General features: G+C 65.2%; 22 protein-coding genes. 14 read left to right on the plus strand and 8 right to left on the minus strand.

Going from position 1 to position 26,837, the window contains the following annotated elements; genetic code table 11:
- Positions 1-201 precede the first annotated feature (201 nt).
- Entirely contained in the window at positions 202-2,457 is a 2,256-nt protein-coding gene (locus ACVISU_RS22605; RefSeq protein ID WP_456708367.1) for a transglycosylase domain-containing protein, read from the minus strand.
- Positions 2,458-2,596: 139 nt separating this feature from the next.
- Here ACVISU_RS22605 and ACVISU_RS22610 point away from each other — a divergent pair, with 139 nt between their 5' ends.
- Positions 2,597-3,022, plus strand: coding sequence for a DUF1330 domain-containing protein (locus ACVISU_RS22610; protein WP_456708368.1), 426 nt, complete (start codon positions 2,597-2,599; stop codon positions 3,020-3,022).
- A 332-nt stretch (positions 3,023-3,354) separates the two neighbouring features.
- On the opposite strand, the gene ACVISU_RS22615 is transcribed toward ACVISU_RS22610, so the two are convergent.
- The 3 genes from ACVISU_RS22615 to ACVISU_RS22625 all read right to left on the minus strand — a co-directional run bounded on the left by ACVISU_RS22615 (position 3,355) and on the right by ACVISU_RS22625 (position 6,653).
- Positions 3,355-4,581, minus strand: a complete 1,227-nt coding sequence (locus ACVISU_RS22615) for an ABC transporter substrate-binding protein (protein ID WP_063695695.1) — start codon at positions 4,579-4,581, stop codon at positions 3,355-3,357.
- A 360-nt stretch (positions 4,582-4,941) separates the two neighbouring features.
- On the minus strand, positions 4,942-6,162 hold the full coding sequence (locus tag ACVISU_RS22620; protein WP_456708369.1) for an ABC transporter substrate-binding protein: 1,221 nt from the start codon (positions 6,160-6,162) through the stop codon (positions 4,942-4,944).
- Positions 6,163-6,290: 128 nt separating this feature from the next.
- Positions 6,291-6,653 carry a DUF1304 domain-containing protein gene (locus ACVISU_RS22625; RefSeq protein WP_456708370.1) on the minus strand — a complete coding sequence of 121 codons (363 nt, stop codon included), beginning with the start codon at positions 6,651-6,653 and terminating at the stop codon, positions 6,291-6,293.
- 86 nt (positions 6,654-6,739) lie between these two features.
- On the opposite strand from ACVISU_RS22625, the gene ACVISU_RS22630 reads away from it, so the two are divergent.
- The gene (locus ACVISU_RS22630; RefSeq protein WP_456708371.1) at positions 6,740-7,264 is read left to right on the plus strand and encodes a methylated-DNA--[protein]-cysteine S-methyltransferase; all 525 of its coding nucleotides are present in this window, start codon (positions 6,740-6,742) and stop codon (positions 7,262-7,264) included.
- Between the two features lie 8 nt (positions 7,265-7,272).
- On the opposite strand, the gene ACVISU_RS22635 is transcribed toward ACVISU_RS22630, so the two are convergent.
- Positions 7,273-10,065: a [protein-PII] uridylyltransferase gene (locus ACVISU_RS22635; RefSeq protein ID WP_050404745.1), complete on the minus strand. Its 2,793-nt coding sequence runs from the start codon at positions 10,063-10,065 to the stop codon at positions 7,273-7,275.
- A gap of 198 nt (positions 10,066-10,263) precedes the next feature.
- Between ACVISU_RS22635 and ACVISU_RS22640 the strand changes: the two genes are divergently transcribed.
- The 5 genes from ACVISU_RS22640 to ACVISU_RS22660 all read left to right on the plus strand — a co-directional run bounded on the left by ACVISU_RS22640 (position 10,264) and on the right by ACVISU_RS22660 (position 14,604).
- Positions 10,264-11,238, plus strand: coding sequence for an aliphatic sulfonate ABC transporter substrate-binding protein (locus tag ACVISU_RS22640; RefSeq protein WP_456708372.1), 975 nt, complete (start codon positions 10,264-10,266; stop codon positions 11,236-11,238).
- A gap of 206 nt (positions 11,239-11,444) precedes the next feature.
- Positions 11,445-12,281 carry an ABC transporter permease gene (locus ACVISU_RS22645; protein ID WP_456708373.1) on the plus strand — a complete coding sequence of 279 codons (837 nt, stop codon included), beginning with the start codon at positions 11,445-11,447 and terminating at the stop codon, positions 12,279-12,281.
- The gene (locus ACVISU_RS22650) at positions 12,281-13,066 is read left to right on the plus strand and encodes an ABC transporter ATP-binding protein (RefSeq protein ID WP_050404747.1); all 786 of its coding nucleotides are present in this window, start codon (positions 12,281-12,283) and stop codon (positions 13,064-13,066) included. The genes ACVISU_RS22645 and ACVISU_RS22650 overlap by 1 nt, the downstream gene beginning before the upstream one ends.
- Before the next feature lie 56 nt (positions 13,067-13,122).
- Complete coding sequence (locus ACVISU_RS22655; RefSeq protein WP_050404748.1) at positions 13,123-13,632, plus strand: OsmC family protein; 510 nt, start codon at positions 13,123-13,125, stop codon at positions 13,630-13,632.
- 168 nt (positions 13,633-13,800) lie between these two features.
- Positions 13,801-14,604, plus strand: coding sequence for a hypothetical protein (locus tag ACVISU_RS22660; protein ID WP_456708374.1), 804 nt, complete (start codon positions 13,801-13,803; stop codon positions 14,602-14,604).
- 233 nt (positions 14,605-14,837) lie between these two features.
- Here the strand turns inward: ACVISU_RS22660 and mutS are convergent, their stop codons facing one another.
- The gene (mutS, locus tag ACVISU_RS22665; protein ID WP_456708375.1) at positions 14,838-17,561 is read right to left on the minus strand and encodes a DNA mismatch repair protein MutS; all 2,724 of its coding nucleotides are present in this window, start codon (positions 17,559-17,561) and stop codon (positions 14,838-14,840) included.
- A gap of 212 nt (positions 17,562-17,773) precedes the next feature.
- Between mutS and pcaF the strand changes: the two genes are divergently transcribed.
- From pcaF to ACVISU_RS22700, 7 genes are all read left to right on the plus strand, one after another.
- On the plus strand, positions 17,774-18,982 hold the full coding sequence (gene pcaF, locus ACVISU_RS22670) for a 3-oxoadipyl-CoA thiolase (RefSeq protein WP_456708376.1): 1,209 nt from the start codon (positions 17,774-17,776) through the stop codon (positions 18,980-18,982).
- A 105-nt stretch (positions 18,983-19,087) separates the two neighbouring features.
- Positions 19,088-19,789, plus strand: a complete 702-nt coding sequence (gene pcaH, locus ACVISU_RS22675; protein WP_456708377.1) for a protocatechuate 3,4-dioxygenase subunit beta — start codon at positions 19,088-19,090, stop codon at positions 19,787-19,789.
- Positions 19,790-20,392 carry a protocatechuate 3,4-dioxygenase subunit alpha gene (pcaG, locus tag ACVISU_RS22680; protein WP_050404753.1) on the plus strand — a complete coding sequence of 201 codons (603 nt, stop codon included), beginning with the start codon at positions 19,790-19,792 and terminating at the stop codon, positions 20,390-20,392.
- Between the two features lie 143 nt (positions 20,393-20,535).
- A complete protein-coding gene (locus tag ACVISU_RS22685) occupies positions 20,536-20,859 on the plus strand; it encodes an ArsR/SmtB family transcription factor (RefSeq protein WP_456708378.1) in 324 nt (107 codons plus the stop codon).
- Positions 20,860-20,869: 10 nt separating this feature from the next.
- A complete protein-coding gene (locus ACVISU_RS22690; protein ID WP_456708379.1) occupies positions 20,870-21,334 on the plus strand; it encodes an SRPBCC domain-containing protein in 465 nt (154 codons plus the stop codon).
- A 20-nt stretch (positions 21,335-21,354) separates the two neighbouring features.
- Positions 21,355-22,206, plus strand: coding sequence for a shikimate dehydrogenase (locus ACVISU_RS22695; protein WP_456708380.1), 852 nt, complete (start codon positions 21,355-21,357; stop codon positions 22,204-22,206).
- A gap of 16 nt (positions 22,207-22,222) precedes the next feature.
- Positions 22,223-23,392, plus strand: a complete 1,170-nt coding sequence (locus tag ACVISU_RS22700; RefSeq protein ID WP_456708381.1) for a Gfo/Idh/MocA family protein — start codon at positions 22,223-22,225, stop codon at positions 23,390-23,392.
- A gap of 189 nt (positions 23,393-23,581) precedes the next feature.
- On the opposite strand, the gene ACVISU_RS22705 is transcribed toward ACVISU_RS22700, so the two are convergent.
- Both ACVISU_RS22705 and ACVISU_RS22710 read right to left on the minus strand, forming a co-directional pair.
- Positions 23,582-24,892, minus strand: coding sequence for an ABC transporter substrate-binding protein (locus tag ACVISU_RS22705; RefSeq protein WP_050404758.1), 1,311 nt, complete (start codon positions 24,890-24,892; stop codon positions 23,582-23,584).
- Positions 24,893-25,139: 247 nt separating this feature from the next.
- Entirely contained in the window at positions 25,140-26,696 is a 1,557-nt protein-coding gene (locus ACVISU_RS22710) for an MDR family MFS transporter (RefSeq protein ID WP_456708382.1), read from the minus strand.
- Positions 26,697-26,837 lie beyond the last annotated feature (141 nt).

Consider the following 26,837-nt stretch of genomic DNA (forward strand, 5'->3'; position numbering starts at 1 on the left):
AGAGGCATTTGTATTCAGCCGATAAGCCGCGACGTACAGGGTCCCCCGCATTCGCGGGGGATGACGGTCTGAGCGTGAATGCAGGCGCGGAACGTAGCCCGGATGGAGCGTAAGCGTAATCCGGGCAGCTTTCACCGATGGCGCGACTGGTCCCGGATTTCGCTTCGCTTCATCCGGGCTACGAAACCAGGCGCAGTCGATCTACCGAAACAACCGATCCGCCAGCCAGCCATCGAGCCCCGCCGCAGCCTCCGGCCGCGCGTTCGGGTTCGGCGGCGGCGCTGGGGCGCGGGCCGGCATCGGCGGTGGCTGGCGATAATAGCCGCCGGACGGGGGTGGCGCGGGCGGTGGCGCCTGCATCGGCGGTTGAATCTGCAGCGGTGCCGCCGGCCCCGAAGGCGCTGATATCTGCGAGGAGATCTGCATCAGGTTCGCCGGGGCCCAGCTGCCTTGCGAGTTCGGGATCGCCGCGACCGGCACGCCTTGATGCGCGGCCTTCATGAAGCGGGTCCACACTTCTACCGGCAGCCCGCCGCCGGTCGCCTTTTTGGTCGGCGAGTTGTCGTCATTGCCGAGCCAGACGCCGGTGACCAGCTTGGCGGTGTAGCCGATGAACCAGGCGTCGCGATAATCCTGACTGGTGCCGGTCTTGCCGGCCGCGGTCCAGCCGGGGATCTCCGCCTTGCGCGCGGTACCGGAGATCAGCGTCTCGCGCATCATGGCGTTCATCATCGCGTCATAGCGCGGCTCGATCACCTGGTTGGGCGGATCCGCCGGGCGGTCATACAGCAGCTTGCCGGAGCTGGTCTTGATCCTGGTCACCACATGCGGCGACGCGGCGTAGCCGCCATTGGCGAACGGCGCATAGGCGCCGACCAGCTCGAGCACGGACACTTCCGAGGTGCCGAGCGCGATCGACACATTGGGTTCCAACTTGGAGGAGATGCCAAGCCGGTGCGCGGTGCGCACCACGTTCTTAGGCCCGACCTCGACGGCGAGCCGCACCGCCACCGTGTTCAGCGACATCGCCAGCGCCTGGGTCAACGTCACCGAGCCGAAATATTCGTGGGTGTAGTTCTCCGGCTTCCAGCCCTTGATATCGAGCGGCGCGTCGGTGCGGATCGTGTCCGGCGTCAGCCCGGCCTCGACAGCGGTGAGATAGACGAACGGCTTGAACGACGAGCCCGGCTGCCGCTTCGCGGTCACGGCGCGATTGTACTGGCTCTCGGAATAGTTCCGGCCGCCGACCATGGCACGCACCGCGCCTTCGGGCGTCATCGCCACCAGCGCGCCCTGGCTGACATTGAACTTCACGCTCTTGGCGGCAAGCTCGTCGATCACGGCGGCTTCGGCGACGGCCTGCAGCTTCGGATCGATCGTGGTCTGCACCACGATGTCCTGGTCGATCTGGCCGACCAGATCGTCGAGCACCTCGCCGATCCAATCGGCGACATAGTTCACGGTCCCGGCGCCGGCCGGCTTCACCGCGATCGAGGGCTGGCCGATCGAGGCTTTTGCTTGGGCTTCAGTGATGAATTTGGCGTCGGCCATCGCCGCGAGCACGACCTGCGCGCGCTGCTCGGCGCCCTCGGGATTGCGGTTCGGCGCCAACCGCGACGGCGACTTGACGAGGCCCGCGAGCATCGCGGCTTCCGGCAAGGTCACGTTCTTCGCCGACTTGCCGAAATAGCGCTGCGCGGCGGCCTCGACGCCGTAGGCACCAGAGCCGAAATAGACGCGGTTGAGATAGAGCTCGAGGATCTCGTCCTTGGAATGCTTGCGTTCCAGCCACAGCGCGAGCTCGGCCTCCTGCAGCTTGCGCTGCATGGTGCGCTCCTGGGTCAGGAAGAGGTTCTTGGCGAGCTGCTGCGTCAGCGTCGAGCCGCCCTGCGAGACGCCGCGATGCAGCACGTTGGTGACGGCCGCGCGCAAAATGCCGACCGGGTCGACGCCGAAATGCGAATAGAAGCGGCGGTCCTCGATGGCGATGAAGGCCTTCGGCAGATAGGGCGGCAGGTCCTTCAGCGCGATGTTGGCGCCGGCCATTTCGCCGCGCTGCGCCAGCACGCTGCCGTCGATGCCGACGATCTGGATCGTCGGCGGACGCTTTGGAATTTCCAGGGATTGGATCGGCGGCAGATGCGCGCCGACCCACACCACGACACCGATCATCGCAATGCCGGCCCACAGGCCGAGCACGGCGGTCCAATAGAACAGGCGGCCGATGCCAAAGCCGCGCGACCTGCTGCGCCGCTTGCTGCCGCCGCGCGAGGCGCGCGGTTTCTCGCTGCCGGAACCGCTGCCGTTGTCGCTGCTCTTGGGTTTGGATTTGGCGGGCTTGTCGTCGGCGCCGCCGGGAACGCGATCGGAGGGTGACAGCCGGAGATCGGCAAGCGCGGCCGGTAGCCCGAACAGCGGCTCCTTGCGCGCACCGCCTTTCTTACGTCCCCACGCCATCCGCAACGCTCACACCCTGACAGGGTCGCACGCTAGCGTTCCCGGTTTAAGGGGCGGTTACGCAAAGCTTAACGGGGGATTAGGAGGTGAGGCGGCGCGTGCTACATGTAGATGGAACAACAAAACAAAGGATCACCGCATGGGCCATATCGACCCGACTAAGGACGTCTTCGCGCAATTCCGGGACAACAACCGGCCGGGCCCGATCCACATGCTCAATCTGGTGCGCCTGCGCGAGTGGGCCGCCTATCCCGACGGCCGCAAGGCGACCGGCGCGGAGGCCTACGCCGCCTATGGCCGCGAGAGCGGCCCGGTGTTCGAACGGCTTGGTGGACGCATCGTCTGGCAGGGCCGCTTCGAGCTGATGCTGATCGGCCCGCAGGAGGAGCGCTGGGATCACTGCTTCATCGCGGAGTATCCAAGCGTCGCCGCCTTCGTCGAGATGATCCGCGATCCCGTCTATCGCGAGGCGGTGAAGCACCGCCAGGCCGCGGTGGAGGACTCGCGGCTGATCCGCCATGCCGTGCTGCCGGTCGGCAAGAATTTCGGCGAGATTCCGGCGTGAGCGCACGAAGCGAGGATCTTTAATCTGGAAGCGGCGTCTCGAAGGATGCACGGCCCCGCGAGTGGCTGGCCGTCGACCCTTCCAGACGGCCGCTGCGTGGCCTCCTTCAGGGTGATGGCGATGGAGTGCTTCGCTCCATCCACGTCATTGCGAGCCACCCGGTCGGCGCGAAGCGCCGCCGGATGACAGGCTCCGCGAAGCAATCCATTCCGCCGCTTGCGAAGCGATGGATTGCTTCGTCGCTGTTGCTCCTCGCAATGACGCTGAGGGACGTCAAAAACAAAATCGGCGGCCGGGAGGCCGCCGATTGCGTTTCACACCTGCGCGAACCACTAGCCCGCCGGGCCGGCGTCCTCGAGGATTGGGCCGAACAGCTCCCAGCGCTCGCCGTTGAAGCGCATCATCTGCAGTTGCTTGTTGACGCGATAGTCGTTCGGCGTGGTGTTGCCCTTGATGCCGGGCAGCGCCATGTCGAGGTCGACGTTCTTCAAATTGGTCGCCTGCTTCAGCACGTTCTCGCGGGTCAGCTCGTCGCCGCACTGCTTCAGCACATGCACCATCAGCTGGGCGGTCGAATAGCCATAGGTGTTGAAGTTCGAGTTCTTGTCGCCGTCGGGATAATATTTGGCCATGAAGTCGAAATAGCGCTTCATGCCCGGATCGTCCTTCCACTGCGGATCGGCCGGATCCTTGCCGTAGTTGGTCGAGATCAGGCCCTTGGAAGCCTCGAGGCCCGCCGGCTGCAGCACGGCGCCGACCGAGGTGGCGTTGATGTCGACGATGTGGACCGGATGCCAGCCGAGCTCGGCGATCTTCTTGATCGCCTGCGCCGCCTGCTTCGGCGTCGAGGCCGAGAAGAACAGGTCGGCGCCGGCGTCCTTGATCTTGATCACCTGGGAATCGATGGTCGGGTCGGAGACCTCATAGGAAGCTTCGGCCACGATCATCTTGGCCGCCTTGTCGCCAAGGCCGGCCTTGATGCCGTTCAGGTAATCCTTGCCGAGGTCATCGTTCTGATAGAGCACACCGATCTTGGCGTTCGGATGCTCCTTCAGGATGTACTGGCCGTAGATGCGGCCTTCGACGAAATAGTTCGGATTGAAGCCGAGCGTCCAGGGGAAGTTCTTCGGGTCGGTGAACTTCGAGGCGCCGGTGGCGGCGAACAGCTGCGGCACCTTCTTGGCGTTGAGATATTTCTGCACGGCCGCGTTCGACGGCGTGCCCACGATCTGGAAGGTCAGGAGCACCTCGTCGCTCTCGACGAGCTTGCGCACCTGCTCGACGGCCTTCGGCGGCGAATAAGCGTCGTCATACTGGATCAAATTGATCTTGCGGCCGTTGATGCCGCCCTGGTCGTTGATCATCTTGAAATAGGCCGCCTGGGTCTTGCCGATCGAGGCATAGGCGGAGGCCGGTCCGGAGAAGGGGACGGTCTGGCCGATCTTGATCTCGGTGTCGCTCGCGCCGGGATCGTATTTCTTCTGTGCGGAGGCCGACGTTGCAGACAGCGCGATTGCGAGCGCCGTTCCCGTGACCAGGTGGAAAATCCCGTTCCTCATAATGCTGTTTTCCTCACGTGACTGATGATTGGCCGATGATCTTGTCCGTGGGTTCAAGGTCCCGCGGTCGCCATCGCTGGGCCGGGATACTGGCGGAACCGTTGCTGCGATGCAAGACGAGCGATGCCGAAAAGGTGAGCGATTTCAGTCAACGAAAGTAGGGGGCGGCGCGAAAAGGGGGAACGGGGGAAGCGGAGGGCGCTCCGCTACGTCACCGCGCATCTCAGCTGCCACCGCCCGCGAAAGCGGGCGATCCAGTATTCCAGAGGCATTTGAGAGTGAGCCGATAAGCCGCGGCGTACTGGATCCCCGCATTCGCGGGGATGACAGCTGCATGCGCGGCTTCGATGCGGCGCGAACCTAACCCGCCGGGCCGGTGTCCTCGATGATCGGGCCGAACAGCTCCCAGCGCTCGCCGTTGAACCTCATCATCTGCATCTGCTTGTTGATGCGATAGTCGTTCGGTCCGGTCGTGATCGACATGCCGGGCAGCGCGAGGCTCGGCACGAACTTCTTCAGGCTGGTCACCTGCTTCATCAGGTTCTCGCGGGTGAGGTCGTCGCCGCACTGCTTCAGCACCTGGATCAAGAGCTCGGCCGTCGAGTAGCCGTAGGTGTTGACGGTGTTGAGCTTGTCGCCCTCCGGATAATACTTGTCCATGAAGGCGAAATAGGCCTTCACGCCGGGATCGTCCTTCCACTGCGGATCGGCGGGGTCCTTGCCGTAATTGGTCGAGATGATGCCCTTGGAGATGTCGAGGCCGGCCGGCTTCAGCGTCGCCGACACCGGGCTCGCATTGATGTCGAGGATGTGCACGGGGTGCCAGTCGAGGTCCGCGACCTTGCGGATCGCCTGAGCTGCGAATTTCGGCGTCGACGCGTTATAGAGCAGGTCGACGCCGGCGGCCTTCAGCTTGACGATCTGCGAGTCGACGGTCGGGTCGGTCAGTTCATAGGACACCTCGGCGACGATCATGCTCGCGGCCTTGTCGCCGAGCCCGCTCTTCAGGCCGGTGATGTAGTCGCGGCCGAGATCGTCGTTCTGGTAGAAGATGCCGATCTTGGCGTTGGGGTGATTGGCCAGGATGTATTTGGCGTAGATGCGTCCCTCGGACTGGTAGTTCGGATTGAACGCGATGGTCCATGGCGCGTTCTGCGGATCGGAGAAGCGCGAGGCGCCGGTGGAGGCGAGCAGCTGCGGCACCTTCCTGGCATTCAGATATTTCTGCACGGCGGCATTTGACGGCGTGCCGATGATCTGGAAGGTGAACAGCACCTCGTCGCCCTCGACCAGCTTGCGCACCTGCTCGACCGCCTTCGGCGGCGAATAGGCGTCGTCATACTGGATCAGGTTCAGCTTGCGGCCGTTGATGCCGCCCTGATCGTTGATCATCTTCATGTAGGCCGCCTGGGTCTTGCCGATGCCGGCATAGGCGGATGCAGGGCCCGAGAACGGCACGGTTTGGCCGATCTTGATCTCGGTATCGGTCGCGCCGATATCGTATTTCTTCTGCGCGGCGGCCGATGTAACCGACAACGCGATGGCAAGCGCTGTCGCAGCGAGCAATTGCACGCTCCTCATGTCCGTGACCTCCCATGTTGCCGGTGATCTTGTCCGCAAGGCTCAAGCCGGCGGATGTCACCGTTGTCAGGGATGATGGAGGAACCACGGGGGCATTGCAAGGCGATGTCCCTGCGCGCGATGTCGCGTCAGGCAAGCCAGAGCAGGATCAGCGCCAACGCAGCGGGCGCGGCCTGCACATAAAGGATGCGGCGGCTGACGGTGGCGGCGCCATAGGCACCGGCGACGATCACACAGAGCAGGAAGAATGTCTTGATCTGGAACGCGAAGGCTGGACTTCCATGCACGAGGCCCCAGATCAGTCCGGCGGCAAGGAAGCCGTTATAAAGTCCCTGATTGGCGGCGAGCACTGCCGAGTCCGTTGCCTTCTCGATCGAGTTGCGGAAGGTCTTCAGCCCGAGCGGCTTGGTCCAGAGAAACATCTCGAGCACGAGGAAACAGGTATGCAGCGCGGCCACCACCGCGACCAGAAAATTGGCTATCCAAAGCATGCTCGGCCCCCTCACCGGAATTCGGGTGGACGCTAGCATGCGGGCGGTGAATTGTATGCCGAGCGACTGTTTCGAGAACGACTGATATGGCCGACCGCAAGACCGCGCAGACCTTCAACCTCGACCGCCTCAAGACCCCGATCGGCACCGCGCTGCTGGTAACCGACGACGACGGCGTGCTGCGCGCGCTCGATTGGGACGACTATGAAGCGCGCATGCTCGACCTCCTGCGGCTGCACTATGGCGCCGTGACCTTGCGGGACGGCCGCGCGCCGGCCGCGATGCGCAAGGCGCTCAGTGACTACTTCAGCGGCGATCTCGATCGACTCGCCGATGTCGAATGGCGCGTCGCCGGCACGCCGTTCCAGCAGAAGGTCTGGCACGCGCTGCCGAAGATTCCACACGGCACCACCATGAGCTATGGCGCGCTGGCGGCGGAACTGAAAGTGCCGAATGCGATGCGCGCGGTCGGCCATGCCAACGGCTCCAACCCGATCAGCGTCGTCGTGCCATGCCACCGCCTGATCGGCGCCAACGGCTCGCTGGTGAAATATGGCGGCGGATTGGAAAGGAAGCGCTGGCTGCTAAGGCATGAGGGCGTGGAGGTTTAGCGCTCCCGTCACGCCGCCGGCTTCGCCGCCTGGTCCTCGCTCGACAACAGATGCAACAGCGAACTCTTGATCGCGGCCTGCCGGGTCGGCGCGGTGATCTGGGCACCGAGCAGGTCGGTGACGTAGAACACGTCGCGGGCGCGTTCGCCGAAGGTCGCGACATGGGCCGAGGCGATGTTGAGGTTGAGCTTCGAGATCGCGGTGGTCAGCTGGTAGAGCAGACCGGGGCGGTCGAGGCCGGAGACCTCGATCACCGTGTAGCGGTCGGACCACTGGTTGTTGATGGTCACTTCGGGCTCGACGATGAACGGCCGCGCCTTGCTGCGCACCGCGCGCTTGGCGACCGCCTCGGGCAGCCTGAGCTTGCCTTCCAGCACCTGCTCGATCATCTCGCCGATCCGCGTCGCGCGGCGGCCCTCGTCATCGTCGCGGTCGTATTCGCGCGAGATCGAGATGGTGTCGAGCGCGCGGCCGTCGGTCGTGGTGTAGATCTGCGCGTCGACGATGTTGGCGCCGGCCGAAGCGCAGGCGCCCGCGATGATCGACAGCAGCCAGGGATGGTCGGTCGCCAGGATCGTGAGCTCGGTGACGGCGCGGATCTCGTCGAAGCCGACATTGATCGCGAGCTTGTGGCCGGCCTGTTCGCTGGCGCGGATGAAGCGCGCCTGGCGGATCTTGCGTTGCAGCTCGACCTTGAGCCAGTAGGCCGGGTAGTGCCGGCCGATATAGGCGTTGAGCTCGGTCTCCGGCCATTCGGTGAAGGCGCGGCGGAACTCGGCTTGCGCCACCGCGATGCGCTGGGCGCGGTTGACCTCGGAGAAGCCGCCGGTCAGCACCGGCTCGGTCTCGTAATACAGCGTGCGCAACAGCTGCGCCTTCCAGCCGTTCCAGACGCCGGGGCCGACGCCGCGGATGTCGGCGGTGGTCAGGATCGTGAGCAGTTTCATCTGCTCGACGGACTGCACCACGGCGGCGAAATTCTCGATGGTCTTGCGGTCCGACAGATCGCGCGATTGCGCGACCGTCGACATCGTCAGATGTTCCTCGATCAGCCAGGCCACCAGCTCGGTGTCGGCGGCGGAGAAGCCGAGCCGCGGGCACAGCCGCCGCGCCACCTTGGCGCCGGCGATCGAATGATCCTCGGGCCGGCCCTTGGCGATGTCGTGCAAGAGCGTTGCGATATAGATCACCGGGCGGTGCTCGGGACGGATCTTGCGGAACAGATCGCTGGCGACCGTGAACTCCTCGTTGCCGCCGCGCTCGATGTCCTGCAGGAAGCCGATGCAGCGGATCAGGTGCTCGTCCACCGTATAGTGGTGGTACATGTTGAACTGCATCATCGAGACGATCTTGCCGAAGGCGCGGATGAAATGGCCGAGCACGCCGGTCTCGTTCATCCGCCGCAGCACGGTCTCGGCGTCGTTCGAGGTCAGGATCTCCATGAACAGGCGGTTGGCTTCCTCGTCGTCGCGGAGCTGGGTGTTGATCAGCTTCAGCGAGCGCGTCACCGTGCGCATCGCGTCGGGATGGAAGGCGAGGTTGTTCTGCTGCGCGAGGCGGAAGATCCGGATCAGGTTGACCGGATCGTGCTTGAACACATCAGGGGCGGCGAGGTTGATGCGGTTGTTGTCGACGATGAAGTCGTCGCTGCCGTTGACCCGCCGCCGCTTGGTACCGGGCCGCAGCCGCGCCACCATCCGGCTCAGCACCGGTGCCGGCTTGTTGTGCTCCTCTTCGAGCCTGGCGCACAGGATCGCGGTGAGGTCGCCGACGTCTTTCGCGATCAGGAAGTAGTGCTTCATGAAGCGCTCGACGTCTTGCATGCCGGGATGCGAGGTGTAGCCGAGGCGCACCGCGATCTCGCGCTGCATGTCGAACGACAGCCGCTCCTCGGCGCGTCCGGCGAAGAAATGCAGGTTGCAGCGCACCGACCACAGGAAGTCGGCGCAGCGCCGGAAGGTGCGGTATTCCTGGGCGTCGAACACGCCGCGTTCCAAGAGCTCGCCGGTCTCGCGCACGCGGTAGACGTATTTCGCGATCCAGAACAGCGTGTGCAGGTCGCGCAGGCCGCCCTTGCCGTCCTTGACGTTGGGCTCAACCAGATAGCGCGACTGGCCGGCGCGGCGATGCCGCTCCTCGCGCTCGGCGAGCTTGGCGGTGACGAATTCCGCCGCGGTGCCCTGCACCACTTCCTTGTCGAAGCGCTCGACCAGTTCGTCATAGAGCGGCTGGTCGCCGGTCAGGAAGCGCGTCTCCAGGATCGCGGTGCGGATCGTCATGTCGCCGCGCGCCTGGCGGATCGATTCATCGACCGAGCGGGTGGCGTGGCCGACCTTCAGCCCCATGTCCCAGAGGCAATAGAGAATCGCCTCGGCGACCTGCTCGCCCCAGGCGGTCTGCTTGTAGGGCAGGATGAACAGCAGATCGATGTCGGATTCCGGCGCCATCAGCCCGCGGCCATAGCCGCCGGTCGCGACCACGGCCATGCGCTCGGCGCCCGAGGGGATCGGCGAGTGATAGAGATGCCGGGTCGCCGCCGCGTAGAGGATGCGGATGATCTCGTCCTGCACGAAACAGAGCCGTTCGGCACAGCGCCGGCCGTGTCGGTCCTTCAGCAGCAGCGTCTGTGCGGTGGCGCGCGCCGCGATCAGCTCTGCCTTGAGCAACTGCGCCATCGCGGCGCGGAACTGGTCCTCGCGGCCGGCATGCTGCTCGGCGAGTGCATTGACCGCCGCGGTGATCCGCTCGGTCTCGAAACGATCATCCGCTTCAGCGCGGACTTCGGCTGCGACGCTGTCCATACGTTCATCCGATATCGGACGGAGCTGTTGCTGTCACTGACCAAAGTATAACGACAGCAGCTCCATGCTCTCCTGACGATGCCGCGAGCAAGATCGTTCTCGCGCCGTCGCCCAAAGGGTAGAGATTTTCTCGTTGACCGCAAGGCTAACTCATTGAATTAAAAGATTGTTTCACAATCTGATCGAGGAGATCGACGAATGCACGAATTTTCCCGGCGCAGCTTCGCTGCGCTGCTCGCGGTCTCGACATTGTTGCCCGGTACAGCGCTCGCCGCCGACGCGCTGAAGGAGATCCGGATCGACTGGGCGACCTACAATCCGGTGTCGATGGTCCTCAAGCAAAAGGGCCTGCTGGAGAAGGAATTCGCCAAGGACGGCATCAGCATCGTCTGGGTGCAGTCGGCCGGCTCCAACAAGGCGCTCGAATTCCTCAATGCCGGTTCGATCGATCTCGGCTCGACCGCGGGCTCGGCCGCTTTGGTCGCGAAGATCAACGGCAATCCGATCAAGTCGATCTACGTCTATTCGCGTCCCGAATGGACCGCGCTGGTCACCACCAAGGACTCCAAGATCACCTCGGTCGCCGACCTCAAGGGCAAGCGCGTCGCGGTGACGCGCGGCACCGACCCGCACATCTTCCTGGTCCGAGCGCTGCTCGGCGCCGGGCTGACGGAGAAGGACATCACGCCGGTGCTGCTGCAGCACGCCGACGGCAAGACCGCGCTGATCCGCGGCGACGTCGACGCCTGGGCCGGTCTCGATCCGATGATGGCGCAAGCGGAGGTCGAGGACGGCGCAAAACTGTTCTATCGCAAGGCCGATGCCAACACCTGGGGCATCCTCAATGTGCGCGAGGAGTTCCTGAAGGCGCGTCCGGATATCGTCCGCCGCGTGCTCGGGGCTTACGAAGAGGCGCGGAAATATTCGCTGGCGAACTATGACGAGCTGAAGAAGACCTTCATCGCCGTCACCAAGCTGCCCGATGCCGTGGTCGACAAGCAGCTCAAGGAGCGCACCGAGCTGACCCACAGCCGGATCGGCGCCCCGCAGCGAGAGTCGATTTTGGCCGCGGGCCTCGCCTTGCAGCAGGCCGGCGTGATCGACGCCAAGACCGACGTCAAGGCCGCACTGGATGCGCTGATCGACGACCAGGTCCCGCTGCCGACGAACTAGCCGCCGCTGCACCCTCTCCCCTCGTGGGAGAGGGTCGCTTCGCGCAGCGAAGCGGGGTGAGGGGTTTGTCTCCGCGGATGGTGACCCCTCATCCGTCGCGGACTGTGTCCGCGCCACCTTCTCCCACAAGGGGAGAAGGGAAGAAGGCCGCGGACCACGTCACCCCACCTTGCAATCCCACCGGAACAATAGTTCTTGCTATGGCCATGACCGCTGACCTGCCCGTGCTGGAACAGACGGCCACGCCGCGGGCTGCGCCCGCGCGGTGGTCGCGCCTTGCGCGGCCGGCGCTGGGGCTCGTGGTACCGGTCGTGATCGCGCTGGGCTGGGAACTTGTCGTTGGTCTCGGCTACTCCAACGGACGCCTGGTGCCGCCGCCGTCCAAGGTGTTCGAGACCATCGTGGTGCTCGCCAAAAGCGGTGAGCTGTCACGGCACATCCTCGCGACCTTGTGGCGGGTCGGCGCAGGCTTTGCGCTCGGCGTCATCGCCGGCACCATCATGGGCGCGATCTCCGGCTATTGGGATTTCGCCAAGCGGCTGCTCGATCCGACCGTGCAGGCGCTGCGCGCGATCCCCTCGCTCGCCTGGGTGCCGCTGTTCGTGCTCTGGCTCGGCATCTTCGAGACCTCGAAGATTGCGCTGATCGCGGTCGGCGTCTTCTTTCCGATTTATCTCGGCGTGATGGGTGCGATCCTGTCGGTCGATCGCAAGATCGTCGAGGTCGGTCGCGTGTTCCGCCTGTCCGGACCCGCCATGATCCGCCGCATCCTGCTGCCGGCCGTGCTGCCGGCCTATGTGGTGGCGCTGCGGGTCGGCCTTGGTTTGGGGTGGATGTTCGTGGTCGCGGCCGAATTGATCGGCGCCTCGGAAGGTCTTGGTTATCTGCTGCTCGACGGCCAGCAGCTCGGCAAGCCGGCGCAGATTCTCGCCGCCATCGTGATCTTCGCGATCCTCGGCAAGCTCACCGACTGGCTGATCGAAGTCACTGCTGCGCCGCTGCTGCGCTGGCAGGACGCGTTCGGCGCGCGGGGAGGGCAGTAATGCTGGCGCTCAAAGAAGTCGGCAAGACCTATCCGAACGGCGTTCACGCGCTGGAGCGGTTCTCGGCCGAGATTTCGCCCGGCGAGATCATCGCCATCATCGGCGGTTCCGGTTGCGGCAAGTCGACCCTGCTGCGCGCCATCGCCGGCCTCGATCGCGCCAGCACCGGCAGCGTGACGCTGGACAATGCGGTGATATCATCGCCGCACGCCAAGATCGGCATCATCTTCCAGGAGCCGCGGCTGCTGCCATGGCTCAGCGTCGCCGACAATATCGGCTTTGGTCTCGCCGACCTTCCCGCCGACGTCAGGCGCGAGCGGGTCGCGGCGGCGCTGGCCCGCGTCGGCCTTGCCGACAAGGCCGCCGCCTGGCCGCGCGAGCTCTCCGGCGGACAGGCGCAGCGGGTCGCGATCGCCCGCGCCTTGGTGCCGCAGCCCGAAGTGCTGCTGCTCGACGAGCCGTTCTCGGCGCTCGATGCCTTCACGCGGCGCGACCTGCAGGATCACCTGCTCGATCTCTGGGCCGACACCCGGCCGACCCTGATCCTGGTCACCCATGACGTCGACGAGGCGGTGGTGCTGGCCGACCGCGTCTTGGTGATGCGGCCGCGACCGGGCCGGCTGTTCGAGCAGATCACCATCAACCTCGCGCGGCCCCGTGACCGCAAATCGGAACTGTTCGACACCTTCAAGCGCCGTGTGCTGACCGCGCTCGACCGCTCGCTGGATCGCTCCGTGCGTGACGTCACGGACAAATCCAGCGCCGGTGAGGCGATGTGGTGGTGACATCGGCGCCGTAAGGCCTTACATCGGAATAAAGAAGAATAGCCGGGAGCAGAACCATGGACTCCGCCGAACTCCGCGCGATGCAGGCTCCGATCAAGGAGCGCTACAAGACCGATCCCCAGGCCGCCGTGATCACGCTGAAAGCCAAGGGCACGATCGACAACGACAGCCTGTCCTGCAAGGTCGAAACCGGCCGCGCGCTCGCGGTTGCCGGCCTGCATCCCGCCACCGGCGGCTCCGGGCTCGAGCTCTGCTCCGGCGACATGCTCCTGGAGGCGCTGGTCGCTTGCGCCGGCGTCACGCTGAAATCGGTCGCGACCGCCGTCGAGGTGCCGTTGAAGGTCGGCAATGTGTTCGCCGAGGGCGATCTCGATTTCCGCGGCACGCTCGGCGTCGACAAGGAGGCCCCGGTCGGCTTCCGCGAGATCCGCCTCCGCTTCGACGTCGGCACCGATGCGCCGCAGGACAAGCTCGATCTCTTGCTGAAGCTCACCGAGCGCTATTGCGTGGTCTACCAGACCATCAAGAATGGCCCGAAGGTGTCGGTGACGATGCAGCGGGTCTAAACGGGTCTAATCGGTGTCGTCCCGACCTAGTGCGCGATTACGCACGGAGCCGGGACCTATACGCCGTGTCCCATCGTTGAAATTCTGCTGTTCGACGGCTTTCGTTCCCCGCTAGCGTCGTGGTTATGGGTCCCGGGTCGCGCTTCGCTTGCCCGGGACGACGGAAAAATGTCCCCCGAACTCCACTTCGTCCTGCTCCTTGTGCTGCGCATGGCGGTTGCGGCCGCCTTCGTGGTCAGCGCGTCCATCATCACGGAGCGCTCGGGACCGGTGATCGGCGCGCTGATCGCCACCCTGCCGATCTCGGCCGGTCCGTCCTACACTTTCCTCGCGCTCGACCATCACGCCGCCTTCATCGCCGAAGGCGCGCTGTCGAGCCTGCCGGTCAATGCGGCGACGATCTTCATGGGTCTCACCTACGCGGTGCTGGCGCAGCGCTTCAGCATGTGGATCAGCGCGGGAAGCGCGATCGCGTTGTGGCTCGTGCTCGGCACCATCATCCGCCAGTTCGCATGGACGCTTGCCGGCGGCTTGATCCTCAACGCCGTTGCGTTCGCGATCTGCATCCCGCTGCTCAGGCCCTATCGGCATGTTGCGAAGATGCCGCTGATCGCGCGGCGCTGGTACGACATTCCGCTGCGTGCGGCGCTGGTCGCAAGCCTGGTCGGCACCGTGGTCACGGCGTCGAGCTGGGTCGGGCCGCGCGTCACCGGCGTGATCGCGCTGTTTCCGATCGTGTTCTCCTCGATGATGCTGATCCTGCATCCGCGGATCGGCGGCCCCGCCACCGCGGCGGTGCTCGCCAACAGCGCCTGGGGCCTGCTCGGCTTCGGTCTCGGCATCGCCGTGCTGCATGTCGCGGTCGCGCAATTTGGCTCAGCCATCGGGCTCAGCTGTGCGCTCGCCACCTGCATCGTCTGGAATCTGGCGCTGTGGCAGCTCGGGCGGAGGAAAGCCGTGAAGGCATCTTGACCTCCCCTTGAAAAGGGGAGGTCGCTTTGCTCGTAGAGCAAAGCGGGTGGGGATCTGCCCTCTCCGCAAACAGTGTCGTCTACGGCTGGACCCCCAATCCCGACCTTCCCCCTTACAGGGGGAAGGAGAAGGGTAATGCGTAGCCCGGATGGAGCGCAACGCAATCCGGGGCGGTTGTGCAACGGAGAGAGCGTTCCCGGATTTCGCTTCGCTGCATCCGGGCTACGCAATCACTACTTCGGCAGCTTTGCCCGTAGCGCATAGAGCGCATCGAGCGCCTCGCGCGGCGACATCTCGTCGGGATGCAGCGCCTTCACGGCTTCCACCAGCAAATCCGCCTCGCTCGGCGGCTTGTCCTCACTGGCGGCGCGGGAGGGCACGGCGAACAGTGGCAGGTCATCGGCCAGGGCGCGCGCGGTCTGGCCGCGGTCCTGGGCCTCGAGTTTGGCCAGCACCGACTTGGCGCGTGTGATCACGGCGGGCGGCAGGCCGGCGAGCTTGGCGACCTGGATGCCGTAGGAGCGGTCGGCCGAGCCCGGCAGCACCTCGTGCAGGAACACGACGTCGCCCTGCCATTCCTTGACCCGCACCGTGGCGTTGAACATTCGCGGCAGTCTGGCCGAGAGCGCGGTCAGCTCGTGATAGTGGGTGGCAAACAGCGTGCGGCAGCGGTTGCTCTCATGCAGATGCTCGATCGCGGCCCAGGCGATCGACAGGCCGTCGAAGGTTGCGGTGCCGCGGCCGATCTCGTCGAGGATGACCAGCGATCGCTCGCTCGCCTGGTTGAGGATCACGGCGGTTTCGACCATCTCGACCATGAAGGTCGAGCGGCCGCGCGCCAGGTCGTCCGCGGCGCCGACGCGCGAGAACAGCCGGTCGACGATGCCGAGCCGTGCCCGCGACGCCGGCACGTAGGAGCCGATCTGCGCCAGCAGCGCGATCAGCGCGTTCTGGCGCAGGAAGGTCGATTTACCGGCCATGTTCGGGCCGGTGATCAGCCAGAGCTGGCCGGATTTTTGTCCGGGTGCGGGGGAGAGATCGCAGGCATTGGCGATGAACGGCTGGCCGTCACGCTTCAGCGCCTGTTCGACCACAGGATGCCGTCCGCCCTCGATCGCAAAGCCGAGCGAGCCGTCGACATCAGGCCGCACGTAATTGTCGTCGATCGCAAGCTTCGCCAGCGCGGTCGCGACGTCGAGCATCGCAAAGGCATGCGCGGCATTGCGCAGATCGTCGCTGGCCGCGAGCGCCAGCGCGCTGAGCCGCTCGAAGATCTCGAGCTCGAGATTGAGCGCACGCTCGCCGGCATTGGCGATCTTGGCCTCGGTCTCGCCGAGCTCCGACGTGGTGAAGCGGACTTGTCCCGCCAGCGTCTGGCGGTGGATGAAGGTTGCATTGAGCGGCGGCGCGAACAGCTTGTCGCCGTGCTGCGCGGTGACCTCGACGAAATAGCCGAGCACGTTGTTGTGCCGGATCTTCAGCGTCTTGATGCCGGTGTCCTCGGCGTAGCGGGCCTGCATCGCGGCGACGACGAGGCGCGAGGCGTCGCGCAGATTGCGGCTCTCGTCGAGCGCGGCTTCATAGCCCTCGCGGACGAAGCCGCCGTCGCGCTTGATCAGCGGCAATTGCTCTGACAGTGCGCGGGAGAATTCCCGCGCCAGATCGCGCGAGGGGCGCTGCAAGGCCGCCATCACCGCGGAGACTTCCGCCGGTGGATTGGTCAGCTGCGCCAACAGCTCCAGCGCCTGGTCGGCGGCCAGGATGCCGTCGCGCAGGCTGGCGAGATCGCGCGGGCCGCCGCGGCCGACCGAGAGCCGCGCCAGCGCCCGCGACATGTCGGGCGCCGCGCGCAGCACGGTCCTGATGTCCTCGCGGGCCGCTGAGTCCGCAACGAACGCCGAGACGGCATCGAGCCGCCGCGTGATCACGGCGACATCGGTCAGCGGCGCGGCAAGGCGTTGCGCGAGGAGGCGCGAGCCGGCCGCGGTGACGGTGCAGTCGATCGCATCGAGCAGCGAGCCGCGGCGCTCGCCGCCGAGCGTACGCGTCAGCTCGAGATTGGCGCGGGTCGCCGGGTCGATCGCCATCGTGGTGCCGGCGGCCTCGCGCGCCGGCGGCGACAGCGGCGGGCGTTTGCCGACCTGGGTGCGGTCGATATAGGTGACGGCCGCGGCCGCGGCGGTCGCCTCCAGCCGCGACATCGCCGACAGGCCGTCCATGGTCGCGACCGCGAAATAGTCGCACAGCCGCCGCTCTGATGTGGCGCTGTCGAACACGTCGCGGGTCAGCGGCGTCACCGACGGCAGCTCGCGCAGGGTCGGCGCGAGCTCGTTGTCGCTGTAGAGCGCGTCGGTGACGATCGCCTCGTTCGGATTGATGCGCGCCAGCGTCGCCGCGAGCTCTGATGTCGCGCACTCCGTCACCATGAATTCGGAGGTCGAGATGTCGATCCAGGCGAGGCCAAGACGATCTGCGCCGGCCGAACCACGGGCGCGCGCGATCGCGATCAGGTAATTGTTGGTGCGGGCGTCGAGCAGCGTGTCTTCGGTCAGCGTGCCCGGCGTCACCAGCCGCACCACACCGCGGCGCACCACGCTCTTGTTGCCGCGGGCCTTTGCCTCCGCGGGATTTTCGGTCTGCTCGCACACCGCGACACGGTGCCCGGCGCCGATCAGGCGGTGCAGGTAATCCTCGGAGCGCTCGACCGGCACGCCGCACATCGGGATGTCCATGCCCTGATGCTTGCCGCGCTTGGTCAGCACGATGCCGAGCGTCTTCGAGGCAATCTCGGCATCCTCGAAGAACAGCTCGTAGAAATCACCCATCCGGTAGAACAGCAACAGGCCGGGATGGGCCGCCTTGATCTCCAGATACTGTTCCATCATCGGCGTGACGCGCGACGGCGTCTCGGCGGGAGCGGCTTCGGGCGGAACGGGAATGGGCTGCTGGATGGTCATGAGGGCCGGGAAACTACAAAATTTCGCCGCGCGGTCCTATCCGCGAAGCCGGGGTTTTCCACCCTGTCCACGGTGCAGTTATGACAGCCCTCACGGTAATGCGTGCGAGGCGCGCTGCCGCGTCAATTGACCTGCCGCGGGCACGCTCCTAAAACTCACCTCGAGTTCCAGCCGATCCAGCGCCTAAGTCGCGGCATTCAGGGAGAGATTCAATGCGTGATGTGTTCATTTGCGATGCCGTCCGGACTCCGATCGGCCGTTTCGGCGGTTCGCTCGCCAAGGTGCGCGCCGACGATCTCGCGGCGGCTCCGATCAAGGCGCTGATGGCCAAGCACCCGACCATCAACTGGAACGAGGTCGACGAGGTCTATTTCGGCTGCGCCAACCAGGCCGGCGAGGACAATCGCAATGTCGCGCGCATGGCGCTGCTGCTCGCCGGCATGCCGGAATCGGTTCCCGGCCAGACCCTGAACCGGCTCTGCGCCTCCGGCCTCGACGCGGTCGGCGCCGCCGGCCGCGCCATCCGCGCCGGCGAGATCGATTTTGCGATCGCGGGCGGCGTCGAATCGATGACGCGCGCGCCGTTCGTGATGGGCAAGGCGTCGGAGGCCTTCTCGCGCTCGGCCGAGATCTACGACACCACGATCGGCTGGCGTTTCATCAATCCCTTGATGAAGGCGCAGTATGGCGTCGATGCGATGCCGGAGACCGGCGAGAACGTCGCCGAGGAATTCCAGGTCTCGCGCGCCGATCAGGATGCGATGGCGATCCGCTCGCAGCAGCGCGCCGGTGCTGCGATCGCGTCGGGCTATTTCGCCGAGGAGATCGTGCCGATCCAGGTGCCGGGCGGCAAGGCCGGCCCGATTACCGTCGACAAGGACGAGCATCCGCGCCCCGAAACCACGCTGGAAGGTCTCGCCAAGTTGAAGCCGATCGTGCGCAATCCGGGCACGGTGACCGCGGGTAACGCGTCGGGTGTCAATGACGGCGCCGCCGCGATGATCCTCGCCTCGGAGGCCGCGGTGAAGAAGCACGGCCTGACGCCGCGCGCAAAAATCCTCGGCCTCGCCTCGGCTGCGGTGCCGCCGCGCATCATGGGCATCGGCCCGGTGCCGGCGACCAGAAAACTGGTCGAGCGTCTCCGCCTCAAGGTGTCGGACTTCGATCTGATCGAGCTCAATGAAGCCTTCGCCTCGCAGGGCATCGCCTGCCTGCGTCAGCTCGGCGTCAAGGAAGACGCCGATTTCGTCAATCCGCATGGCGGTGCGATCGCACTCGGCCATCCGCTCGGCATGAGCGGCGCGCGGCTGGTTTTGACCGCCGTGCACGGCATGGAGAAGCGGGGCGGGAAGCTTGCCTTGGCAACTATGTGCGTCGGGGTCGGCCAGGGCGTCGCGGTAGCGATCGAAAAGCTGAACTAATGCAATGGCTTGGAAGGGATGAAAACAGCCCTTCCCCAATTTGGTTATGCGCTATAATGATCTGATGTGAGCCCGCCGGGCGCGTGGGCCGCGGAGGAATTCGCCATGACCTTGTTGTACCCGCTGCAATCGCTTGCGGCCCATCCGGCGCGGCTGTCGCCGGATTATCGCTCCACCGTGAAGCGTTCACCGCAGAAGCCGCTGATCCCGATGCGGCACACGCTCTCGGAACTGACCGGTCCGGTCTATGGCCATGAGACGGTGCGCCCGCACGACAACGATCTCACCATCCAGGCCAAGGGCGAGCCGCTCGGCGAACGCATCATCGTACATGGTCATGTGCGCGACGAGGACGGCCGCGGCGTGCCCAACACGCTGGTCGAGCTGTGGCAGGCCAATGCCTGTGGCCGCTACATCCACGTCGTCGACCAGCACCCGGCGCCGCTCGATCCGAATTTTACGGGCGCGGGCCGCACGCAATCCGATGCGAGCGGCTACTACAAGTTCATCACCATCAAGCCCGGCGCCTATCCCTGGGGCAATCACCACAACGCCTGGCGGCCCGCGCATATCCACTTCTCGGTGTTCGGCTATTCCTTCATCTCGCGTCTGGTGACGCAGATGTATTTCCCCGGCGATCCGCTGTTTCCGTTCGATCCGATCTTCAATTCGGTGACGGATGAGAAGGCGCGGGCGCGGATGATTTCCTCATTCGATCTCGAGAACACCAAGCCGGAATGGGCGCTGTGCTACCGCTTCGATATCGTGCTGCGCGGGCGCAACGCCACGCCGATGGAGACCAAGTAAGTGTCGAACCAGCGTCCTGATGGAATCACGCCCTCGCAGACCGTCGGCCCCTATTTCAAATACGGCCTGACGCCGAACGGCGAGTATGAATGGAACGATGCCTTCACCAACAATCTGCTGACGCCTGATACTTCGGGCGAGCGCATCCGCATCGAGGGTACCGTGTATGACGGCGACGGCGCCGTGATCCCGGATTGCATGCTGGAGATCTGGCAGGCCGACAGCCAGGGCCGCTTCTCCGATCCGCAGGATGCGCGCGCGCTGCCGAACTCCTCGTTCAAGGGTTTTGGCCGCGTCGGCACCGACAAGCGTGGTGCTTATGCCTTCGACACCATCAAGCCCGGTGTGGTGTCGGATGCCGACGGCAAGCCGCAGGCGCCGCACATCGTGCTCGCGGTGTTCGCGCGCGGCATGCTGCTGCATCTCTACACAAGGATCTATTTCGACGACGAAGCCGGCAACGCCGCCGATTCCGTGCTGGCACTGGTGCCGGCCGATCGCCGCGCGACGCTGATTGCTAGGCGCAAGGCCGGTGCGGGCAGCACGTACACGTTCGACGTCCACCTGCAGGGCGACAACGAGACCGTGTTTTTCGACGTCTAACCCCTGACCGCGCCTCGGCGCGCCAATCCAACACTGGGATGACCAAAATCCGCTGCTGCGTGCCATCGCCGCAGCGGATTTTGCTTGACCATGCGAGATCGGTTATATAACATATTATTTATATAACTGATGCGAGATGGAATATGCCCAACCTTGACGCCGCCTTCTCCGCGCTGGCCGATCCGACCCGCCGGGCGATCCTGGCGCGCCTCGCTCTGGGGGAGGCGACGGTGATGGAGCTGGTTGAGCCGTTCGAGCTGACCCAGCCCGCGATCTCCCGCCATCTCAAGGTGCTCGAGGGTGCCGGCCTGATCGTTCGCCGCGTTGAAGGCACCAAGCGGCCGTGCCGGCTGGCGCCGTCGGCGGTCGCCGAGATCGATCAGTGGCTCGGCATGCTGCGGCGGGCGCTCGAAACCAATTACGACCGGCTGGACGGAGTGCTGGCCGCCATGAAGCCAGAGACCTGAAGGGTATCCCATGAGCAAGTTGACGCTGAAGACCGAAGGCGACCGCCAGATCGTCGTCACCAGGCGCTTCGTCGCGCCGCCCGAGGCGGTGTATCGCGCGCATACCGAGCCGGAGCTGCTGCAGAAGTGGCTGCTCGGTCCGGAAGGCTGGACCATGCCGGTCTGCATCAGCGAGCTCAGGCCCGGCGGCAAGATCCGCTACGAGTGGACCGACGGCAAGGGCGGCGGCTTTCATCTGACCGGCGAATATCTCGAACTCGAACCGTTCAGCCGCATCGTGCATGTCGAGCGCATGCATCTGCCGGATCCGACACCGGACAATCATGTCGAGACCCGCTTCGCGCCCGACGGCAGCGGCACCGTGATGACGATGCGCATGACCTTGCCGGATGCCGAAACGCGCGCGGCAATGCTCGCGACCGGCATGGAGCACGGCATGGAAGACAGCTATGCTCGGCTCGACCGCATGAGCTGAGCACACTGACGTGAGGGACAATGCGCGATCGTTTCCTGACCGGTCTGATCGGGTATCCGATCGCGCATTCGGCGGCGCCTGCGATGCACGAGCAGGCGGCCGCCGCGCTCGGCGTTCATTGTCACTACCAGCTCATCGAAGCTGATGGCGCCGGGCGCGACGATCTGCGTGCGATGTTAGAGGGAATCCGGCGGCTCGGCTTTGCCGGCGTCAACGTCACCTTTCCCTACAAGGAAGCGGTCGTCGATCTCATCGATGACCTCGCGCCGGATGCGCGTGCGATCGGCGCGGTCAACACCATCGTCGTCCGTGGCCCGCGGCTGGTCGGGTACAACACCGATGCGACCGGCTTTGCGCGCGCGATCGAGCCGTTGCTTGCGTCAGCGCCGCACGGCCCGATCGCGCTGATCGGCGCCGGCGGTGTCGGCAAGGCAATCGCGTTCGCGCTCGCCGGGCTGGGCGTCACCGAGTTGCGCATCTTCGACGCCGAGGCCGGAAAGGCCGCCCAGCTTGCGGCCCAGCTGCAAGATCACCATGCGGTTCACGCCACAAGCGTAGCGGCCGCGGTGGACGGCGCCACGGGCCTCGTCAACGCAACGCCGGTCGGCATGCTGCCGAGCCGCGACACACCGGTGCCGGATGCGCTGCTGCGTCAGTCGATGTGGGTCGCCGACGCGGTCTACACGCCGCTTTGGACTCCATTGCTGACGGCGGCCAGGGCCAAGGGCGCAAGCGTCCTGACCGGACGTGACCTCGCAATCAACGCCTCGGCCGACGCATTCAAGCTGTTCACCGGATTGGCCCCGCCGCATGCGGCGATGGCAAATGCGTTCGACGCCGTGATGGCTGCACGCTACTCTCCGCCTGCCTGAACGGCGGGAGCGTTGAATGAAAAAAATCAGGATCGGGCTGGCCGGCTGCGGCTTCGTGTCGGAGCTGCATATGTACGCCTATCGGCGGGTCTATGGCGTCGATGTCGAGGTGCGCGCGGTCGCGGCGCGCGGCGATCATGTGGTCGAGTTCGCGCGCAAGCACGGCATCCCGAACGCCTATCGCAGCTTCGCCGAGCTGGTCGCCGACCGCGATCTTGACGTCATCGACATCTGCACGCCGCCCAACCTGCACGCCGCGATGATCGTCGAGGCCATGCAGGCCGGCAAGCACGTGATCTGCGAGAAGCCGTTCAGCGGCTATTTCGGGCAGCCCGGCGACAAGACGCCGATCGGCAGGCACGTGCCGAAGGCCGTGATGTACCAGCGCGTGATGGAGGAGATGGAGGCGACCCGCGCCGCGATCGAGAGGACCGGAAGGCTCTTCATGTATGCCGAGGACTGGATCTACGCACCCGCGGTGACCAAGACTGCGGAGATCATCCGCGCGACCGGCGACAAGATCCTGTTCATGAAGGGCGAGGAGAGCCATTCCGGCTCGCATGCCGCGCACGCCGCGGAGTGGGCGATGACCGGCGGCGGCTCGCTGATCCGGATGGGCTGCCATCCGCTGTCGGCCGTGCTCTACCTCAAGCAGGTCGAGGCGAAGGCCCGCGGGGAAACTATCAAGGTCGCGAGCGTCACCTGCGATGTCGGCAACGTCACCGCCTCGCTCAAGCCGGAGGAGCGCGCCTACATCAAGGCCAATCCGGTCGATGTCGAGGATTGGGGCACGCTGACCGCGACCTTCTCCGACGGCACCAAAACCACGGTGTTTTCCGGCGACATGATCATGGGCGGGGTGCGTAATCTGATCGAGACCTACACCTCAGGTGGCTCGCTGTTCGCCAACATCACGCCGAACACGCATCTGATGAGTTACCAGACCTCAGAGGAGAAGCTCGCTTCGGTCTACATCACCGAGAAGGTCGATCGCAAAACCGGCTGGCAATATGTCTGCCTCGAGGAGGAATGGACCCGCGGCTACCTGCAGGAGGTCCAGGACTTCATGGAGTGCGTCGCAACTGGCCGCGCACCGCTCGCCGACCTTGCGCTGGCCTATGAGACGACGAAGGTGAACTACGCCGGCTATTGGGCGGCGGATGAGGGTCGGCGGGTGGTGTTGTAGGGTGGCGGGAACGACGAGATTACGCGCGTATACTCACGCCAGACCCGTCATCCTGAGGAGCGCGTAGCGCGTCTCGAAGGATGCACGGCCCCGGCCGGTGGCCGTCGATCCTTCGAGACGCCCGCAAGTGCGGGCTCCTCAGGATGACGGGGATAATTCTCCGGCGAGCCGCATAGCAAACGATCGTCCCTACGCCCCGTACACTGATCCCTTCGGCAGCGGGAATACCGGGTCCTGCGTCCTGATGTTGGTCGGCCACACCACGGTGATGCGCTCGCCGGCGTTCTGCATCACGACCGGTGTCGAGCGCTCGTTCTGGCCTGACATCGGCGTGCCCGGCGGATAGAATTTCACGCCGTAGCCCTGGATGGTGCCGCCCGGAGGGATGTCGACGTCGAGCGCGGCCTTGCGGATCGCCTCGGGATCGAAGCCGCCATATTTCTCCTTGGCGACCGGCAGCACATTGTTGAGCAGCACCCAGGTCTGGTTGAACCCCATCGAGCAGTGCGGCGGCACTTCGGTGGCGCTGGTCTTCTCGCGATAGCGCGCCACCATCACCTTGGTGAGGTCGCCGACACCTGGCGCCAGCTTGGCGGGATCGAGCAACTGGGCGGGGACCGGGTCGATGTTGCAGAAATTGTCGATGTCGGCGCCGAACGTCGTGCGCAGCTTGTCGAGCTGGCTGTAGCCGGCGCCGGCGCCGAACAGCATCTTGAACTTCAGCCCGCTCTCGCGCGCCTGGCGCAGGAACAGGGTAATGTCGGGGTTGTAGCCGGCATGCGAGATGATGTCGGCCTTGGCGCGCTTCAATTTGGTCACCAGCACCGAGAGGTCGGGCGCGGAGGCCGAATAGCCTTCCTTGAGCACGACCTGCAGCCCGGCTTCCTTGGCGAACATCTCGTCGGCGGCGGCAACGCCGACGCCATAGGGACCGTCCTCATGGATCAGCGCGACCTTGACGTCCTTCGGCTCCATGCCGAGCCTGGCCTTGGCGTGCTCGCCGAGGAAGCCGCCGAAGGCCTGGCCGTATTGGTCGGAATGGATCTGGGCGCGGAACACGTATTGCAGGTTCTTGTCCTTGAACACGGCGGTCGAGACCGCGGTCGTGATCCAGAGGATCCGCTTCTGCTGCTCGACCTTGGCGGCGAGCGGCACCGCGTGCGAGCTCGCGAACACGCCGTTGAGGATGTCGACCTTCTCCTGATCGATCAGGCGATTGGCCTCGTTGATCGCTACATCCGGCTTGCTCTGGGAATCGACGTTGACCGGCGCGATCTTGTACTTGCCGCCGACCCCGCCCTTTTCGTTGACGAGATCGATCGCGATCTGCGTTCCGATCGAGGAAGCGACCGAGCCGCCGGCGGCAAACGGACCGGTCAGGTCGTAGATCACGCCGATCCGGACCGTTTCGGCTTGCGCCTGCGCGCGGGTCCAATCGAAGCTGAAAGCAGCGGCGGCAGCCGCTGAGGTCTTCAGCAGCGTCCTGCGTGAAGTCGGCATCGCGTCCTCCCCTGAAGCCGTCATTTGCGACGGATTTTATTTTTCGGGGAGTATTGGGAGGCGATGTCGGAAAGTCAACGCGGCTTACGGGTGCGGCGTGTTGCGCTTTGGGAGGGGGTGAGCGTGGCTTTCTCCCCTCGTCATTCCGGGGCGTGCGAAGCACGAGCCCGGAATCCATCGGGCCGCGAACCTTGCTGATGAATGGATTCCGGGCTCTCGCTTCGCGAGCCCCGGAATGACGAGGAGCCTACTCCATCACCGCGGCATGATCCGGCGGCGCCGACTGTGCGCGCAGCGTGGCCTTGGTCGAACCGATCATCAGCGCGAGCGGGATCGACACCAGGATGAACAGCATCACCAGCTGATAGTCGTGCGAGAACGCGATGATCTGCGACTGCGCAGCCACCATCTTGTCGGCCATCGCGCGGCCGGCGTCGGTGTTGAGGTTGATCATGCCCGATACATCGGGCATCTGCAGCGCGTGGTTGAACGGATTGATCTGCTCCGACAGCTTTGCGTAGATCCGCCGTCCGCCCTCGGTGAGCTGTGCGATCACGATCGAGATGCCGACCGAACTCGCGACGTTGCGGAACAGGGTCAGCATCGAGGTGCCGTCGGTACGCAGCTGGCCCGGCAACGTCAGGAACGCCACCGTCGACAGCGGCACGAAGACGAGGCCGAAGCCGAATCCCTGGATCACACTGACGACGATGATCTCGCGCGCCTGAGTCATGTCGGTCCAGCCGGTCATCTGGAACAGCGACGCCGCGGTCAGTGCCAGCCCGGAGACGATCAGCGTGCGCGCTTCGAAATAGCGCATCATGCGGCCGACCAGCATCATCGCGACGAAGGTGCCGGCGCCGCGGGTCGCCAGCAACAGGCCGGCAGTGATGATCGGATAGCCGACCACGTTCTGCAGATAGGGCGAGGACAGTGCCATGGTCGAATACAGCACGAGACCCATCACGGTCATGAACACGACGCCGCCGAGGAAATTGCGGTCCTTGAAGATCGCGAACTGGATGAACGGCTTGTCGGTGGTCAACGAATGGGCGAAGAAGAAGTAGGCGCCGACCGCCGCGACGACGAATTCGATCATGATCTCGTTGGATTCCAGCCAGCCGAGCTGCTCGCCGCGGTCGAGCGCGAGCTGTAGCGCGCCGATCGCGACCGCGAGCGCGCCGAAGCCGAACCAGTCGAAGCGGAGGCGGAGGTCCTGCTTGGTCTCGTCCATGAACACCGCAAGGCCGAGCACGGTGATGGCGCCGAACGGCAGGTTGACGAAGAACACCCAGTGCCAGGAATAGGTCTCGGTCAGCCAGGCGCCGAGCGAGGGGCCCATGATCGGGCCCATCATCACGCCCATGCCCCAGATCGACATCGCCTTGGCGCGCTCGTGCAGCGCGTAGGAATCGAGCATCACCGCCTGCGACAGCGGCACCAGCGCCGCGCCGAACACGCCCTGCAACAGGCGGAACAGCACCATCTGGTTGATGTCCTGCGCGAGGCCGCAGAACACCGAGGCAATGGTGAAGCCGGCCGAGCAGATGATGAAGATGCGCTTGCGGCCGAAGCGGTTGGCGATCCAGCCCACCGGCGCGGTCATGATCGCGGCCGCGACGATGTAGGAGGTCAGCACCCAGTTGATCTGGTCCTGCGAGGCCGACAGCGAGCCCTGCATGTAGGGCAGCGCGACGTTGGCGATCGTGGTGTCGAGCGCCTGCATGATCGTCGCGGTCATCGCGCAGATCGTCACCATGTTCCGGCGCATGCCGGGCACGGCGGATGGTGACGGTGCATTCATTGGCGTTAGTCCGATTCGTCGATGCAGCAGGGAATCACCTCTCCCCAGCGGGGAGAGGTCGCGCCGAAGGCGCGGGTGAGGGGGCGCAGGTCCCACGAGAGAGCCAAATCCCTCACCCGGATTGCATCTGGCGATGCAATC

It is taken from the genome of Bradyrhizobium sp. USDA 4452, assembly GCF_054063575.1.

What these genes read in the sequence shown, in the direction of transcription:
- ACVISU_RS22625 (WP_456708370.1), bottom strand. Translation starts at nt 6,653, where the DNA reads ATGCTTTGGATAGCCAATTTTCTGGTCGCGGTGGTGGCCGCGCTGCAT.
- pcaF (WP_456708376.1), top strand. Translation starts at nt 17,774, where the DNA reads ATGCGTGATGTGTTCATTTGCGATGCCGTCCGGACTCCGATCGGCCGT.
- ACVISU_RS22645 (WP_456708373.1), top strand. Translation starts at nt 11,445, where the DNA reads ATGACCGCTGACCTGCCCGTGCTGGAACAGACGGCCACGCCGCGGGCT.
- ACVISU_RS22650 (WP_050404747.1), top strand. Translation starts at nt 12,281, where the DNA reads ATGCTGGCGCTCAAAGAAGTCGGCAAGACCTATCCGAACGGCGTTCAC.
- ACVISU_RS22685 (WP_456708378.1), top strand. Translation starts at nt 20,536, where the DNA reads ATGCCCAACCTTGACGCCGCCTTCTCCGCGCTGGCCGATCCGACCCGC.
- ACVISU_RS22605 (WP_456708367.1), bottom strand. Translation starts at nt 2,457, where the DNA reads ATGGCGTGGGGACGTAAGAAAGGCGGTGCGCGCAAGGAGCCGCTGTTC.
- mutS (WP_456708375.1), bottom strand. Translation starts at nt 17,561, where the DNA reads ATGACCATCCAGCAGCCCATTCCCGTTCCGCCCGAAGCCGCTCCCGCC.
- ACVISU_RS22635 (WP_050404745.1), bottom strand. Translation starts at nt 10,065, where the DNA reads ATGGACAGCGTCGCAGCCGAAGTCCGCGCTGAAGCGGATGATCGTTTC.
- ACVISU_RS22630 (WP_456708371.1), top strand. Translation starts at nt 6,740, where the DNA reads ATGGCCGACCGCAAGACCGCGCAGACCTTCAACCTCGACCGCCTCAAG.
- pcaH (WP_456708377.1), top strand. Translation starts at nt 19,088, where the DNA reads ATGACCTTGTTGTACCCGCTGCAATCGCTTGCGGCCCATCCGGCGCGG.
- ACVISU_RS22640 (WP_456708372.1), top strand. Translation starts at nt 10,264, where the DNA reads ATGCACGAATTTTCCCGGCGCAGCTTCGCTGCGCTGCTCGCGGTCTCG.
- ACVISU_RS22660 (WP_456708374.1), top strand. Translation starts at nt 13,801, where the DNA reads ATGTCCCCCGAACTCCACTTCGTCCTGCTCCTTGTGCTGCGCATGGCG.
- ACVISU_RS22655 (WP_050404748.1), top strand. Translation starts at nt 13,123, where the DNA reads ATGGACTCCGCCGAACTCCGCGCGATGCAGGCTCCGATCAAGGAGCGC.
- ACVISU_RS22615 (WP_063695695.1), bottom strand. Translation starts at nt 4,581, where the DNA reads ATGAGGAACGGGATTTTCCACCTGGTCACGGGAACGGCGCTCGCAATC.
- ACVISU_RS22610 (WP_456708368.1), top strand. Translation starts at nt 2,597, where the DNA reads ATGGGCCATATCGACCCGACTAAGGACGTCTTCGCGCAATTCCGGGAC.
- ACVISU_RS22710 (WP_456708382.1), bottom strand. Translation starts at nt 26,696, where the DNA reads ATGAATGCACCGTCACCATCCGCCGTGCCCGGCATGCGCCGGAACATG.
- ACVISU_RS22620 (WP_456708369.1), bottom strand. Translation starts at nt 6,162, where the DNA reads ATGAGGAGCGTGCAATTGCTCGCTGCGACAGCGCTTGCCATCGCGTTG.
- ACVISU_RS22690 (WP_456708379.1), top strand. Translation starts at nt 20,870, where the DNA reads ATGAGCAAGTTGACGCTGAAGACCGAAGGCGACCGCCAGATCGTCGTC.
- ACVISU_RS22705 (WP_050404758.1), bottom strand. Translation starts at nt 24,892, where the DNA reads ATGCCGACTTCACGCAGGACGCTGCTGAAGACCTCAGCGGCTGCCGCC.
- ACVISU_RS22700 (WP_456708381.1), top strand. Translation starts at nt 22,223, where the DNA reads ATGAAAAAAATCAGGATCGGGCTGGCCGGCTGCGGCTTCGTGTCGGAG.
- ACVISU_RS22695 (WP_456708380.1), top strand. Translation starts at nt 21,355, where the DNA reads ATGCGCGATCGTTTCCTGACCGGTCTGATCGGGTATCCGATCGCGCAT.